General features: G+C 39.9%; 10 protein-coding genes. 3 read left to right on the top strand and 7 right to left on the bottom strand.

Annotation, left to right across the window (positions count from 1 at the left end):
• Positions 1 to 72: 72 nt before the first annotated feature.
• The 3 genes from GQO80_RS00645 to GQO80_RS00635 are packed head-to-tail and all read left to right on the top strand — an operon-like array spanning position 73 to position 5,761.
• A complete protein-coding gene (locus tag GQO80_RS00645; RefSeq protein WP_157206271.1) occupies positions 73 to 1,377 on the top strand; it encodes a rhamnogalacturonan acetylesterase in 1,305 nt (434 codons plus the stop codon).
• Positions 1,378 to 1,383: 6 nt separating this feature from the next.
• Complete coding sequence (locus GQO80_RS00640; protein WP_157206270.1) at positions 1,384 to 4,251, top strand: glycoside hydrolase family 2 protein; 2,868 nt, start codon at positions 1,384 to 1,386, stop codon at positions 4,249 to 4,251.
• A gap of 13 nt (positions 4,252 to 4,264) precedes the next feature.
• Positions 4,265 to 5,761 carry a rhamnogalacturonan acetylesterase gene (locus GQO80_RS00635; RefSeq protein ID WP_157206269.1) on the top strand — a complete coding sequence of 499 codons (1,497 nt, stop codon included), beginning with the start codon at positions 4,265 to 4,267 and terminating at the stop codon, positions 5,759 to 5,761.
• On the opposite strand, the gene GQO80_RS00630 is transcribed toward GQO80_RS00635, so the two are convergent.
• The 7 genes from GQO80_RS00630 to GQO80_RS00600 form a co-directional block, all read right to left on the bottom strand.
• Positions 5,749 to 7,071, bottom strand: coding sequence for a rhamnogalacturonidase (locus GQO80_RS00630; RefSeq protein ID WP_157206268.1), 1,323 nt, complete (start codon positions 7,069 to 7,071; stop codon positions 5,749 to 5,751). The genes GQO80_RS00635 and GQO80_RS00630 overlap by 13 nt on opposite strands.
• Positions 7,072 to 7,112: 41 nt before the next feature.
• Positions 7,113 to 7,436 (bottom strand): L-rhamnose mutarotase, encoded by a 324-nt coding sequence (gene rhaM, locus GQO80_RS00625; RefSeq protein WP_157206267.1) that lies wholly within the window; start codon positions 7,434 to 7,436, stop codon positions 7,113 to 7,115.
• Entirely contained in the window at positions 7,436 to 8,449 is a 1,014-nt protein-coding gene (locus tag GQO80_RS00620; RefSeq protein ID WP_157206266.1) for a family 43 glycosylhydrolase, read from the bottom strand. The genes rhaM and GQO80_RS00620 overlap by 1 nt, the downstream gene beginning before the upstream one ends.
• Before the next feature lie 13 nt (positions 8,450 to 8,462).
• Entirely contained in the window at positions 8,463 to 9,836 is a 1,374-nt protein-coding gene (locus GQO80_RS00615; protein WP_157206265.1) for a sulfatase family protein, read from the bottom strand.
• Positions 9,837 to 9,842: 6 nt separating this feature from the next.
• On the bottom strand, positions 9,843 to 11,186 hold the full coding sequence (locus GQO80_RS00610) for a glycoside hydrolase family 88/105 protein (RefSeq protein WP_157206264.1): 1,344 nt from the start codon (positions 11,184 to 11,186) through the stop codon (positions 9,843 to 9,845).
• Between the two features lie 212 nt (positions 11,187 to 11,398).
• Positions 11,399 to 12,937 carry a RagB/SusD family nutrient uptake outer membrane protein gene (locus GQO80_RS00605; RefSeq protein WP_157206263.1) on the bottom strand — a complete coding sequence of 513 codons (1,539 nt, stop codon included), beginning with the start codon at positions 12,935 to 12,937 and terminating at the stop codon, positions 11,399 to 11,401.
• Between the two features lie 7 nt (positions 12,938 to 12,944).
• A complete protein-coding gene (locus GQO80_RS00600) occupies positions 12,945 to 16,085 on the bottom strand; it encodes a SusC/RagA family TonB-linked outer membrane protein (RefSeq protein ID WP_157206262.1) in 3,141 nt (1,046 codons plus the stop codon).
• Positions 16,086 to 16,127 lie beyond the last annotated feature (42 nt).

The raw sequence follows: 16,127 nt of genomic DNA, 5'->3' as shown, positions 1-16,127 counted from the left end.
TTCATCCTGATACATCATAGTACAGGATGGATTTTTTTTTTTTTTGAAACTATTTTAGTGAAAATTTTATGGATGAAACAACTAAGCACATCTTTTATATTCCTACTTAGCATCGTCTTTTTTTTGAATGTTTCAGCACAAAACCAATTTACTAAAAGCTTCTATTTTGGGATGAAGGCCAACAAAAACAAGGGCATTTCAATACATAAACCCATCGTGTACACCAACACTTTAGGATACGGTTTCGATTTTGAGTCTGCCGAAAATGTTATTTTCAAAAAAAACTACATCAGTAGCAAAAGTAGCATTTATTTTTCGGTGAAACTTCCAGAGGGCCATTACAAAATAGAGGTGGTTTTAGGTGGTGAAAAACCTTCAAAAACCACGGTAAAGGCCGAATCCAGAAGGTTGATGCTAAAAGAAATCACTTTAGGAAAAAACCATACGGCACAGCGTTCGTTTACCGTTAATGTGAGGTCTCCCAAAATTAACGGCACAACACATATTAAAATTAAGGATCGGGATAAAAACCAACTAAATTGGGACGATAAACTAACCTTGGAATTCTTGGGAAACCCTACTGTTCAGCATATAAAAATCATCCCCACTTCAACAGTTAAAACCCTGTTTTTAGCTGGCGATTCCACCGTAACCGACCAAGATTTAGAGCCTTGGGCCTCTTGGGGGCAGTTTATTACCAATTATTTTTCAAATGAAGTGGTTATAGCCAATTATGCCGAATCGGGCGCCACCTTAAGTTCGTTTAAAGCTACAAACCGATTGGAAAAAATACTAAGCCTTTTAAAGCCAAACGATTATGTTTTTATTGAATTTGGACATAATGACGAAAAAATAAAAGGCGAAGGCAATGGCGCCTGGGGGTTGTACACAAACTCTTTAAAGGAATATATTACTAAATTTAGGGAAAAAGGTGGTATTCCTGTATTGGTAACACCAACGCAACGGAGGGCCTTTAACGACGATGGCACCTTAAAACCAACACATGGCGATTTTCCCGATGCGATGCGACACGTGGCAACCAATTTGCAGGTACCACTCATCGACCTTACAAAAATGACCACCTACCTGTACGAAACCTGGGGCGATGAACCCTCAAGAAAAGCCTTTGTGCAATACCCTGCAAACACTTTTCCGGGGCAAACAGAAAAGCTGGAAGACAACACGCACTTTAACGGTTTTGGCGCCAATGAAATTGCCAAATGTGTGGTGCAAGGCATTAAAGATTTGAATTTGGACATTGCCCAATACCTAAACCCCAATGTACCAAACTACAACCCCAAAAACCCCGACATTTTTAGTAGTTGGAAGCTGCCCATGAGCACACGCTTTGAAAACACAAAACCAGACGGTAACTAAAACATTATGAGACACAGCACAACATACCCACGTAAACTTCTGGCATTTTTTGCCCTTGCCTTTCTTATTTCCCTGAATTTCCATTCGCAGGAAACCCAAAAAATTTACTTATCGGGCAAAGATTTCAAAAACCCCGTAAAATGGGATTTTATGTGTACCGATGGCAACAACAGTAAAACCTGGAGCACTATAAATGTGCCATCCAACTGGGAATTACAGGGCTTTGGAACCTATACCTACGGTAGATGGTATAAGGAATTAAATGAAAAAGAACCCAGTAAGGAAGAAGGGTTTTACAAATACAAATTCAATATCCCTAACAGCTATAAGGGTAAAAACATCACGATTGTTTTTGGGGGCGCCATGACCGATACCGATGTAAAAATAAATGGCAAATCGGCAGGTGAGACCCATCAAGGTGGCTTTTATGAGTTTAAATTTGATATTACTGCCTTAATAAACTATGGCGCAGAAAATCTGTTGGAAGTGCATGTTTCCAAACATTCCAGCAACAATACCGTAAATAATGCCGAACGCAAAACCGATTGGTGGTTGTTTGGGGGCATTTACCGCCCCGTTTGGTTAGAGGTTTCGCCAAAATCGTATATAGAACATGTTGCCGTAGATGCCAAAATGGACGGATCGTTTACCGCCAAACTGGATTTTGTAAACCTTCCTAAAAATGCCAGTCTTGACGCTAGCATTGCAGCCATTGGAAATTCCAAAACGTATCCTACCGTAAATATTCCTTTAAACCAAAACGAAAATTCCCAAACCATACATGCCAAATGGAACGATGTTCAGACTTGGGCCCCAGAATCGCCCAATTTATACACGCTAACCTTAACTTTAAAGACCAAAAACGAGGTACACCATACCTATAAAACAAAAATCGGTTTTAGAACACTGGCGTTTTTAAAAAAAGATGGCATTTATGTGAATGGCAAAAAAATCATCATGAAAGGCATCAACCGCCATACCATTTGGCCCGAATCGGGCAGAAGCACCGATAAAGCCATTAGTATTCTGGATGTTAATCTGTTAAAGGACATGAACATGAACGCGGTTCGTGGCCATTACCCCCCAGACACGCATTTTTTGGAAGTTTGCGATTCCTTGGGCCTTTTTGTGCTGAACGAGCTGGCGGGTTGGCAAAACGGTTACGACACCAAAACAGGGGCCAAATTAATTAAGGAAACCGTTCAGCGCGATGTAAACCATCCGTCGGTAATTATTTGGGACCATGGCAACGAAGGTGGCTGGAATTACGATATAGACCATGTTTTCCATCAATACGACCCACAAAAGCGCATCGTTATCCATCCTTGGGCCGACTTTAACGGTTGGGATTCCCACCACTACCCTACTTATTTAACTGGCATGCACCGTTTTAACAATGGCGAGAATGTATTTTTCCCAACCGAATTCATGCACGGCACTTACGATAATGGCATTGGTGCCGGGTTAGAGGATTTTTGGACACGCTATAAACAAAGTCCGCTTTTTGCCGGTGGCTTTATGTGGGCCATGCTAGATGAAGCGGTATTAAGAACCGATTGGAGCGGCGAGCAGAAATACGATTCCAAAGGCTCGCTTGCTGCCGATGGCGTTTTGGGGCCACATCGGGAAAAGGAAGGCAGTTTCTATACCGTGAAAGAGGTTTGGGCGCCCATTCAATTTCAACCAAAAATGATTACAACAACATTTGACGGCTCTTTCCTAATAACAAACGATTACATTTACACAAATTTAAACGAATGTAAATTAGAATACCGGGTGTTAAAAACCGCAAACAATATCCTGTACACCCACAACAAAGCTGAAGTTATTGATTCAAACACCATTCAAATTGAGAGCATTGAACCCAGTGAAACCAGAAAAATACATTTCGAGGTTCCAGCCATTTTTTTTGATGGCGATTGGCTGGAAATTACCGCCCACGATAAACATGGCAGGGAAATTTATACGTGGTCGTGGCCCATTCACCGTGCGCCCTATTTTGCCAATAAGTTCATGGCCAAGGAAGCTTCAACAAAAACAGCTACCGTTTCAAAATCGCAAGACAAAATTCTTTTATCCAGCGAAAAGCTTCGTGTTCATTTAAACGCTACCACGGGCGAGATTACAAGTATAGAAAACAATCAAGGGAATGTGCCTTTTATCAATGGCCCAAAACCCGTTGGTATGAAAGCCAAGGTTGAAAACGTTTCCATAGAACAGAACAAAGAAGGCGCCGTATGTTTTTTTAACTATTTTGGCGGTATCCATTCCATAAAATGGACCTTGTTTAACGACGGAAGGTTAAAAATGGAAATGATTCTATTAAAGGATGCCGGTAGAAATGAGGGTTTTGATGGGTCGGCCTTTGAAGATAAAATCAGTAAACTTGGTATCACGTTCGATTACCCTGAAGCAGGTGTACAAGGCGTCAAGTGGATTGGAAATGGCCCATACCATGTTTGGAAAAACAGAATAAAAGGCACCACATTTGGCCTTTGGGAAAAAGATTATAACAACACCATTACGGGCGAAAGTTTTGAAAATTTGGTATATCCGGAATTTAAGGGCTATCATGCCAATGTAATAGGCGCGAACCTTAAAACAGAAAAGGGCGCTATTAAGTTTTTTAGTGAAAACGATAAATTGTTTTTAAGATTGTTTACGCCCGACCTACCAAAAAATGCCTTTTCCGGCACCTTTCCGCAACCGGAATTTCCAGAAGGCAATATATCCTTTATGTATGAAATACCCGCTATGCGTGCCTTTAAACCTTTGGAACACCAAGGGCCCGAAAGCCAACCGACCAACATTCGCATAAAAAGTGGCGATGACGGCATCCCCATGACGCTGTGGTTTGATTTCAGGGACAATTAATTAAAATTTCATTATGAAAACATTACAACTTCTAACGATTCTTTTTACAACTTTTTTATTTACAAGTTGCTTCCATGCACAAAACATAAAGCCAACGGTGTATGCTGTGGGCGATTCAACAGTAAAAAATGGTAAAGGTGATGGTTCTGGCGGTCTTTGGGGTTGGGGCGATTTTATTGGTCAGTTTCTGGACAGCACCCAAGTTTCAGTTGAAAATCACGCATTGGGCGGCACCAGCAGCAGAACCTTTCAAAATTTAGGCTTATGGGATGCCGTAAACAATAAACTAAAGGCGGGCGATTATGTTTTAATACAATTTGGGCATAACGACGACGGCCCTGTAAACGACACCATTAGGGCCCGTGGCACCATTAAAGGCATAGGAAACGAAACCGAGGAAATTGACAACATGATTACCAAAAAGCACGAAATTGTGCATAGCTATGGTTGGTACATCGAAAAAATTGTAAAAGATGCGAAATCAAAAGGTGCGATTCCAGTAATAATGTCGCCAATACCTAGAAACGATTGGAAAGAGGGCAAAGTACCAAGAAACAATACCTCGTACGGATTATGGGCCAAACAAATAGCCAAAAGAAACAACGTCACTTTTATTGATTTGAACGATAAAATGGCCTCCAAATTAGAAAAACTGGGACAAGAGCAGGTTACGGGCACTTATTTTTATAAACGCGACCACACCCATACATCGGCAAGGGGCGCACTTATGGCCGCTTCCATTATTATAGGCGAATTAAAAAGCACAACCAATTCGCTTAAAAATTATATAGTTTCAAACCCCAAAATAGAGCTTCCCAGAAAAAAGCATATTTTTTTAATTGGCGATTCCACCATGGCAAGCAGCAGCAACCCAAACACCATTGGCTGGGGCGTGCCTTTTCCGCAGTTTTGCGACACCACACAAGTGAACGTTATCAACATGGCAAGAGGTGGCAGAAGCACCAGAACGTTTATTTATGAAGGGTTATGGGACGCCGCAAAAAAAGAATTTCAACAAGATGATTTTGTAATTATCCAATTCGGTCACAATGATGCTGGAAATATTGACAAGGCCAAATACAGAGGCTCCCTACAAGGTATTGGAGACGAAACCCAGAAAGTGATGCGCGATAGTACTGGTGTTAAAACAGTGCACACGTACGGCTGGTACCTAAAAAAAATGATTCAAGAAACCAAAGACAAAGGTGCAAAACCCATTGTTTTAAGCTTAACGCCCCGTAACGAATGGCCAAATGGAAACGTAGAAAGAAGAACTGAAACCTATGTGAAATGGGCCAAGGAAGTTGCCATGGCAGAAGATGTTTTTTTTATAGATGTTAACGATGTGGTTGCCAAAGCCTACGAAACTTTGGGAAAGGATAAAGTAAAGGATTTCTTTCCGCAGGACCATACACATACCAATTTGGAAGGTGCCACGTTTACCGCAAAACTTGTTGCTGAAATACTTAAAAACTCAAAAGAAATAGGTTTAAGAGATTACATTTTGTAAGGCACTAAGTAAACATTTTTTAGGGTTAATCCGTCTATAATACTTTTATCGTAATCGGCATTTTTGGCCTTCACTTTCAAATTTTCAAAAGTAAAGTTTGAAAGACGGTCGTATTCGGTAATTTTCATATCATAAAACACATCGCATTCAAATTCAATGTTCCTCATGGTAATATGGTCGCAATAAGACAAAGGCACTTCCTCTCTTCCTTTTAGGTCGAAAAACTGCGTCCATGGCTTCACAAATATCATGCTTTTTGCCGACCCTTTTATGTTTTCTACCGTAATAAACTCATATTTTTGTGGCGTATCTGGTCTCATTTTAAGCCATAACAATCTTTGGGCATTGTTCACCGTGCAGTTCCTCATCAAGATATTTTTATTATGAATGGATTCACTGCCACAGGTTAAGGCCGAATGGCAAAACCCAAAATCGCAATCTTCAATAATAATATTGGCATTCCCACCGTTGTTTGGCACAATATCTGCCCACGGGCCTTTTCCGCCTTTAAGGGCAATGGCATCATCATTCACCGCCATATAACAGCCTTTGATAAGCACATTGGTGCATACATCTATATCTATGGCATCGGTACTGGGCGCCTTAACGGGTTCGTGCGGTGAAGTAATGTACAAATCCAATATTTTCAGATTATTGCACTGGTAATAATGACTGCTCCAAAAGCCCGAATTTATAAGTTTCACATCTTGCAATTGTACGTTGTTCGATTTCCAAATAAACACCAAACGTGGCCTTGAAACCTCCAAATTTGTACAGTTGGGGTTTTCCTTTCTTCGGTCCCAGAACGCTTCCCAATATTTAAGCCCGTTGCCATTAATGGTTCCGGTTCCCGAAATGGTAAAACCATCCACCCCGTAGGCATTCACCAAGGCCGGAAAATAATCCAAATTTTGTCCTTCCATTCTTGAAGGCATGATGGGATAATGGGCAATATCATCCGAACCTTTTAAAGTGCCCCCTTCAGAAACGTGCAAATGGGTATTGGGTTTAAAAAACAATGCACCGCTTAAAAATGTACCTTTGGGAATAATTATAACGCCGCCGCCTTCATTACTGGCCCTATCAATTATTTTTTGGATGGTGGCTGTTTGTAAAACGGTACTATCGCTTACAGCCCCAAAGTTGGTAACGATATATTGTTTGCCCAAATCCTCAATCTTTATTTTTGAAACATCCGAAAACCAAGCTGGAATTTCAGTCCCGTCGGGAAAGGTGTTATTGTTGTTTTGCGAATGGCTATTTTGCAGAAATGAAGCTACACAAATAATAAAAGTCAATAAATTTCTCATTATATTTTTTAAATTGGATGTTTTACAAATTACTGAAAATTTTAATCTAAATGGAACACTTCCTTTAAAGGTTTTGCAACGGGCGAACGGTCTGCATTTGTTTCCATAATATCTGCCATAAAGGCCCACCATTTTTTTACAATGGGGTGGTTTGGCAAATAGGCTTCATCATAATCTTTACTTATTTTTTGAACCGCAAAGAGGGTTAGGCTTTCTTCATCCAAAAAAATGCTATAATCTTGAATACCCGTTTCTGAAAGTAGTGCTGCCAATTCTGGCCAAATTTCATCATGGCGCTTTTTATATTCGGCCTCAAAACCAGGTTTAAGTTTCATTTTGAAGGCATTTCTAATACTATTGTTCATTATTCAGTAAATTTTAAGTTAATAAATACCGGTTTGTTTCTATTGCAAATAATGTTGCCATTAACATATTCCAGTTCGGCTACCTGAATAGAGCTTCGTCGGGTTTGGTAGGTGTCCTCTCCTTTGTTTTCTGGCAATCTTCCCGGGTGTGTAAAGTAAAAAACATAGGCCTTATCGCCATTCACAACGACATCAGGATGCCCACCTATTACGGCATCATCCATTCCTGTACCCGGAATTTGCAAGATGTTGTGTTGTTGACGGGTCCAATTGGTAAAATCTTCCGATGAATAAACCCCCAAGCCATTCCAGGCATCGTTTACCATCCAGTTTTTCCCTTTCCATTTGAATACCTTGGGGCCTTCCCCCCTATCTTTTACAACTTTTTTCCCGCTATCCACCCAATGATATAAATCGTTGCTATCGGCATAATAAATGGATTTTCCATCATTCTCATTATTGTAATACATACGCCAAGTACCGTTTGGCAATTGAAAAACGGAAGCATCAATACAGCGCTCGGAGGCTAATTTTAATTGCGATTGAAACTTCCAATCAGTTAAATTTTCACTGGTTAGATGAATGATATAACGCGGGTGGTACCAATCTTCAAAAACACCCGGAACAATAGTTAAATACATGTGGTAAATACCTTTGTGCTCCATAACATCGGGTGCCCAATGGGTAACATCTTTAATTTGATAATCTATATTACAGGTATCTTTATAGGTCCAATGCGCACCATCATAGGATTCTGCTATACCAATTCTAGTGCCATGTACCCAAGCCACGCCACGAGCTGTGGAATCTTTAGCACGCCTATTGGTATAAAACATAAACCACTTTTTTTCGTGTTTGTTCCAAATAACCGATGGGTCGGCAGCCCCATCAAATACCGGGTCCCTAAACAAAGGCTTGTCTGCCATATTGTTTTTTGTAGCGTGGTCCGTTTTTTGGGCAAAACAGGATAAACAGCATAGCATTAAAAATAGATAGGCAAATTTTAATTTCATTTAGTGTTTCTGTTTATTTCAATTCTACGTTTACCGTTTTATCGTCTTTGGCAAATTGCTTGTTTAATAATTGTTTCATTGTTGAAGTAACGTCGTCATCTGTATCTATAATATTTTGTTTTTCTTCCGGGTCAATCTCTATATTGAAAAGTTCATATAAAGGTGGCGAATTATGTTTGTTACGGGTTCTAATAATTTTCCATGGTTTATGTATCAAGCTTTCTTGTTTATGCCCTCTAATGTAGATATCGTGATGTGTTTCGGTTTTTGAATTTAAAATTGATGGCCATACATTGACCCCTTCAACGTCTTTAGGTATATTTTGATTAACCAAAGAAAGCAGAGTTGGCATTACATCTGAAACCGACATATAATTTTCATTTTTGGAAGCTTTTAAATGGTTTTTCCAATACATAATTGCTGGTACACGAATGGCGCCCTCATAGTTTGAGGTTTTCCAATCGCGCAAAGGTTCATTACTGCCCAAAACCGGGTTTGGTTTAAATTTACCATCATATTGATTTTCTGGATACCAATTTTCCATGGCGCCGTTATCACTTATGAAAATAACCAAGGTATTGTCTTCTAAATTCTGTTGCTTTAAAGTTTCCAAAACCAACCCAATGCTATAATCCATGTGTGCCATGGCTGCGGCAAAATCCCTTCGCGAACCATTTTTGATAGTTTCCAGATAAGGTTCTTTCCACCTATCTTCCTCCTGCAAAGGAAAATGTGGCGCACTGTATGCCAATTGAACATAAAAGTTTTTGGAAACATCCCTTTTTTTGGTCAGCCAATTGATGGTTTCCTGGGTCACCAAATCGGTGGTATGGCCTGCTTCCTCAATCATTTCATTGTTTCTGTACCAACTGGCATCGCCGTTTTTATAGCGATGCGTATATTGGTCTATTTGCCCATGCAGAAACCCATACGAATAATCGAAACCAAAAGCATTGGGCCCGTTGGAAATATTTAATCCCAAATGCCATTTCCCAAATAAGGCTGTTTGATAGTTTTGTTTTTTTAATGCTTGGGGCAAGGTGGTTATAGAATCTGGCAGGGTTTTATCGCTTTTATCGCTTATGGGCGCCACAATACCTAGGCGACTTGCCGGCATGCCCGTTAACAACGACACACGCGAGGGAGAGCATGTGGGGTTGGCGTAAAACCTATTAAGTTGTACGCCGTTGTTTGCCAGCCCATCGATGTTTGGCGTGTGGATTTCTGAGCCATTGTAGCCCACATCGTTCCAACCGGCATCATCGGCAATGATTACCAAAATATTGGGCGGGTTGGGTTTCTTGGTTTCCCTTGGAATTTCTTTACAAGAAAACAATCCTATAAAAACCATTAAAACAAGAAAGACTTTATCCGTTTGAAAAATCATGTTGGGTTACTTTTTTACTTTCAATTGTAAAGCACTATCGTTCATTTCAAAGTCATTGTTTTTCAACAATAAAATCATTTCGGAGCCGGCAAGTAAAACAGGGCCGTAGCCATGGGAGGCAAAAACATTGATAGGCCTGTAATAATAAAAAGCAGGGTCGAACGCCATACCGGTACCCACACAAGTGCCTTCAACCTGACCTTTATCGTTTACTTTTGTGGCCACAGCATTCCAACCAAGTAATACCACGGGAGCGTATGCCATTTTATCAATATAACCCCGATTGATGGCTCTAGCAATGGCATAGGTATAAATGGCCGTTGCTGAGGTTTCAAGGTAGGAATCATTTCTGTCCAAAAGCTGATGCCAAAACCCTGTTCCATCTTGATAGTTGACCAAGCCTGCAATATGTGCCTGTAATTGCGACAGAACTTCAGCATAACCTGGATGGTCCTTTGGCAAAACTTCCAACAATTCTACCATGGCCATAACGGCCCACCCGTTGGCCCTTCCCCAATGGAACTGCGGGTGCACCCCCATATCTTGAACCCACCCGTGCATGAAGATGCCTTTTTGAGGGTTGAACATCCTTTCGGAAAATTGTTTTACCTGTTTAACGGCATCGTCAAAATATTTTACATCGCCGGTATATTTTCCCATTTGGGCCAGTGCTGGCACGCTCATAAACAAATCATCAAGCCACAGGGTGTTGTCCTGAGGCCTGTTTCTGGCCAAGGTGCCATCCTTTAACCTAAACTGTTTGTTGCTAATAAAATCGATGTAATTATTTACCAATGGGTTCACATCGGTTTTTAGGCCTGCTTGTTTTGCTTTTATGAAGGCGGCACACAGGGCACCGGCAAAATCCAGGGCCTCCGGATGCAGCGTTTTAAGCATATCGGGGTCTTTAATATGCTTTGCAGGAAAATTTTCGGCCACATCTGCAATTAATTTAATGCGTTTGTTTGAATAATCGGCAAAATAGTTTTCGCCCGTAGCTTCATAGGCCAATAGCATACCGGCATAGGTAACGCCCCATTCATAACTGGTTAGTCTAAAGGCGCCGGGTTCAAACGTAATATCTACATCTTTGTTTTTTTTAAAGTCCGTTATTTCGGCCTTGGTAGAGGCATTAATTATTTTATCGGCACTATTTGCTTCAAGAAAATTATGCACCCGGTTTAAAACCTGTTTAATACTCTCATTTTGTGGCACTATGTAAGGCGTAGGATATTCTGGCTGAAGGGCATGCAACGGTGCCGTTGCGTCGTTAATCTGGGCAGCAGCATTAAAGCATATCAATAATGCAATAACGGGGGCGTTTATCATTTTTTTTTTTGAAAGCTTCATGATTTTATTTTTAAAAATGAATATTTTTTATTTATTGATAAGGATGTCTATAATAAGGCAACTAAAGGTTGTTTTCCAACAGATTAAAGAATTTGAACCCAAATATATTGGTTTACTTTTTTAAAAGCATCCTGTGCTATACTGTACTAAAAAAAGCGCTACAGTGAATGTTACCATAGCGCCTTTACAAACTTAATAAAACAAACTATTATTTAATTATCGTATCCTGGGTTTTGATCGTAAAGCCCTGGAACTGTTAAAAGTTCTTGAAGTGGAATTGGGTAAAGCAACGCGTTTTTATCGATGGTTCCAATACTGTTGGAGGCATCTTCAGCAGCTTTCCAATTGTTCATAATGGTTATAGCGTTACCAGACCTAATCAAATCGAACCATCTGGTGCCCTCGCCAAAAAACTCAGCCCTTCTATGCTCAAACAATTGTTGTAATGTAACGTTACTGGCATCTCTTGGCAAACCAGCACGCTCTCTAACGTCGTTTACAATGGCATCGACATCGGCTTGGGTGCCGCCGCCACTGTGCAATGTACATTCGGCCATTAACATTAGTACATCGGTGTATCTCATGGCTATGAAATCTACTCCCCAATCTTCTCTTCCGTTACCATATCTGGTTTTGTCGATGTATTTTTTAATAGTTGGACGGTCTGTATAAGTGCCAATATAGGTTCCTGAGGTTACGGTATAAGTATCAGCAATACCGAAAATGCGTCTCTTGTCGGTTGCGCTTAACAAATTTAAAAGCGATGCCGACATTGGGCGGTATTCCAAAGAGCCTTGTTGCGATAAACTCAATGAAGCAAAATATGGCTCATAACCTAATTCAACCATAAAATTTCCACCCACACTATTCCCTGTATTTTGAGTATAAGGGATAACCAATACGTTTTCCTTGTTGGCAATACCTTCAACAGTAAATATGGAAGCATAGGTTGGGGAAAACACATAAAGGCCACTTGTTTTGATGTCATTTAATTGTTGATAGGCTTTATCCCATTCATTTAAACCCAATGTAGATCCATCAATTCCGTAGTTTGGGCTAGAGCGTGTCATGTAAACTTGAGCCAACAATCCTTTTGCGCCATATTTTGTAACCCTACCAAAATTGGCAGCATCGTAGGATGGTGCTAAATTTGTAACCGCAAATTGTAAATCAGAAAGAATTAAATCATAAATTTCTGTAATGGGACTTCTGCCAATGGTTGAAACCTCTTGTGGGGATAGCGTATTTTTGATTAAAGGCACCCTGCCAAACCATCTTATCAAGTCGAAATAACAGAAAGCCCTTAAAAAACGTGCTTCCGCTTCCATATTGGTCCTATCGGCAACTACGGGTATAATGTCGCCCTTTGCCGCTAATTGCTCCAACAATTGATTGGCCTTGTAAATGGCGTTGTAGTTACTTACATAAGCTTCATTAATGTATCCGTTTGTACTTAAGGATGTGAAAAAATTATTGATGCCTTCCCAATCCCTTGATGCTTGGGTGGTTGCATAAAAATTGTCGGATCTGGTTTCACTTAAGTTCAATATTCTGTTTGCATAACCATACGTTCCCGTGCCATGAAATGCTATGGAATAGGTGGCATTTCTGGCTTGGATAAAATCGTTTTGCGTAGAGTAAAAATTCTCTGTGGTGCCTTGTGATAAAGGAATTTGATTTAGTTCTTCTTCACATGAGACTAAAACGAGGAATGCAAAAATATTTGCTATTAGATAAATATGTTTTTTCATAGTAATTTTAATTAAAATTAATGTTAAGTCCTACTACTAATGATTTTGCCAATGGAGCACCACCGTAATCTGCTGGAACTGGGTATCTACTATCGCTACTTCCCGATGTATTTGTTGCTTCTGGGTTAAAACCACCGTCGTATTTATCCCAATAGAACCAGTTTTCAAGACTTAAATATAATCTGGCATTATCAATTCGGCTAATAGATTTTAACGCTTTTGAAAGGTCATAGCCTAATGTGATGTTTCTTATACTTACATAATCCGATTTATATAGCCAATCGGTATTGGGCACATACCCAAAATTTGTTTTCCAGTTACCTCTTACAGCAGGATCGACATCTAAGTTGTTTTCAACGGCTCCCATGCCAGTACGGTTAATGCCCCGGCTTAACAAACTATAAATATAACCTCCATTTTGTCCTTCAACCAAAACATTCAAATCAAAATCTTTGTATTTAAAGGTATTGGTAACGCCCCAAGTATATTTTGGTGTTGGGTTTCCTAAATCTACCCTATCATCGGTGGTTATTTTTTTATCGCCGTTCTGGTCAACATAGCGGGGGTCTCCTAAAACCAAGGCTTTACCGCCCCATGTGGTACCTCCAGCATCAATATCAGCTTGCGTAACCACACCGTCTTGTTTTATTCCAAAAATGGTGTACATGGGCTTGCCAACCTCAAGTTTGTAAAATGGCACGCCACCGCCCCAACTAGAACCAATTTCAATTTTGTCTTGATCTGGACCTAAAGCCAATACCTTGTTTTCGTTATGGCTAATGTTTGCTGAGGTTTTCCATTGAAAATCGTTATTGCTTATGTTAACGCTTGTTAGTTCAAACTCCCATCCTGTATTTTCAACTTCACCTATGTTTGAAAGGTAACTGGTGTACCCTGACGATGCCAACGCAGGAACTTGCAATAAAAGGTCGGTATTTGTTTTTTTATAATAATCAAAAACCCCTGTGATCCTGTTTTTTAATAAACCGAAATCCATCCCTATATCATTTGTTTTTGATTCTTCCCAGTGTAGGAAAGGATTAGGTATTCCAGATACGCCTTGTCCCAACCCAGTAGCACCGCCTAATGCGTAATTGTAACTGCCCAAAGTTGAGAACGCAGCATAGTTGCCAATGTTGTTGCTACCGTTTATACCAGAGCTTCCCCTTAGTTTTAATTCGCTCAACCAACTAACATTTTTCATAAAATTTTCTTCGGTAACACGCCATCCCAATGATACTGAAGGGAATGTGCCCCAGCGTTGTTCAAAACCAAATTTTGATGAGCCATCACGCCTTAAACTCGCAGAAAGCAGGTATTTTTCCTTGTAATCGTATTGAAGCCTTCCGAAATATGAAATTTGAACATTTTTTTCAGAATTTGTATAACCTATTGAACCATTTGGTAAGGTTTGGATGGTAAAGCTGTTGTAGAGATTTCCAGAAGACAGACTCGATCTGGTTATCTGGTAAGCACTGTAAGATTGACCCGCAAGTAAAGTAACATTATGGGCATCAGCTATTGTTGTACGATAGGTTAATGTGTTTTCATTAACAATATTTTGTCTTCTATATGTGCTGTATCCACCTCTTATACTTGTTAATACATCGTTTGGGGTATAAGTTTCGGTTGTGTTATCCGAATTATCGAAATTGATGGTACTTTTTAGTGTTAGGTTATTGAAGATGTTGTAACTGGCATAACCTGAAAGTAGATTTCTAAACATTGAGTTTTTCCCTACCCTGCTTAAAAGGGGCAACATGTTGGTTGTGCTGCTTCCCCAAGCATATTTCGTAGTATATTTTTCGCCATTTTCATTTACGGTACTTTCAAATACAGGAGTCGCTCCAAGGGCTTTGTGTATTACATTGTCCTTACCTTCAACACCTGGGTCGTTTTTTATAGAATAGGAAGGCGAAATATTGATGCCAATTTTAAAGCTATCCGATAGATTGATGTCAACATTGGCTCTGGCCGAATACAAACTGTAATCCGTACCAATAATATAACCTTTGTTTTTTTGATAATTTCCTGAAACATAATAATTTACCGCGTCGGTTGCTCCAGATGCTGATACCTGATAGTTGTTAAATTCGCCTCTACGGAAAATAATGTCTTGCCAATTAATATAATCTAATCCTGGGTGACCTGGAACGTCCCAGCGTGGGTCGTACATGAAGCCAGTATTGAACTCGTTTGGTCCCAAATCAGGGTTTCTGGCCGCATTATAAAGTACGCGCCGTTCATCTACGGTCTGGTCGGCAGATGCGCCCGCTATTCCTGAAGCTACCCATTGAGTGTCTATCATATTTTTAGCTCTATCTATCCATCCTTCGGCACTTAACATGTCAACTCTTTTTACTTCTTTTGAAACTCCTGAATAGGTATTAAATGTAAATTTCGCTTTTCCTGATTTACCTCTTTTTGTGGTTATTAAAACGACACCGTTTGAAGCCCTAGAACCATAAATGGCAGCGGCTGCGGCATCTTTTAAAATCTCAACCGATGCAATATCATTTGGGTTCATATTGTCCAACGGACTACCGTTTCCAAAACCGCCACTACTTGACGATCCTTCGGTATGAATTGGAAATCCATCAATGACATATAAGGGCTCATTGCCCGCAGAAATAGATCCTGTACCGCGGATATTAATGCTAAACGGTTGCCCTGGCAAACCTGAGGTTTGTTTAACGCGAACACCCGCAATTTGACCAATAAGTCCTTGGTCAACCCTAGAAATAGGCCGCTCTACAAAATTTTCGGTTTTAATTGATGATACCGCGCCTGTGGTCATGGTTCGTTTTTGCGTACCATACCCCACTATTACCACCTCGTCCAAAACTTCATCATCGGTTTCTAAAGAAATATTGTATGTGTTGGCACTTCCAACCACAAGTTCTTTAGATTTAAAACCAACATAAGAAAACACCAGGGTTTGGCCAGCAGTTGCAGAAATACTATAATTGCCATCAAAATCGGAACTCGCTCCTTTTTTTGTTCCTTTTATAATGATATTAACACCTGGTAATGGCAAGTTGGAGAGATCTGTAACTGTCCCCGAAACCTTTTTTTCCTGAGCAAATGTTGATGTATGCATGAAAGCAAACATGAACAAACTCATTAATAGAATTAATTTGTTTTTCATATAACATTTAGTTTAGTAATTATTGAAACCAAATCTATTTAT

The organism is Mariniflexile maritimum (genome assembly GCF_009746565.1).
GTDB classification, from domain to species: Bacteria; Bacteroidota; Bacteroidia; order Flavobacteriales; family Flavobacteriaceae; genus Mariniflexile; species Mariniflexile maritimum.
Note: the sequence above shows the minus strand (reverse complement) of the source record. Positions and strands in the feature narration are given on the sequence as shown.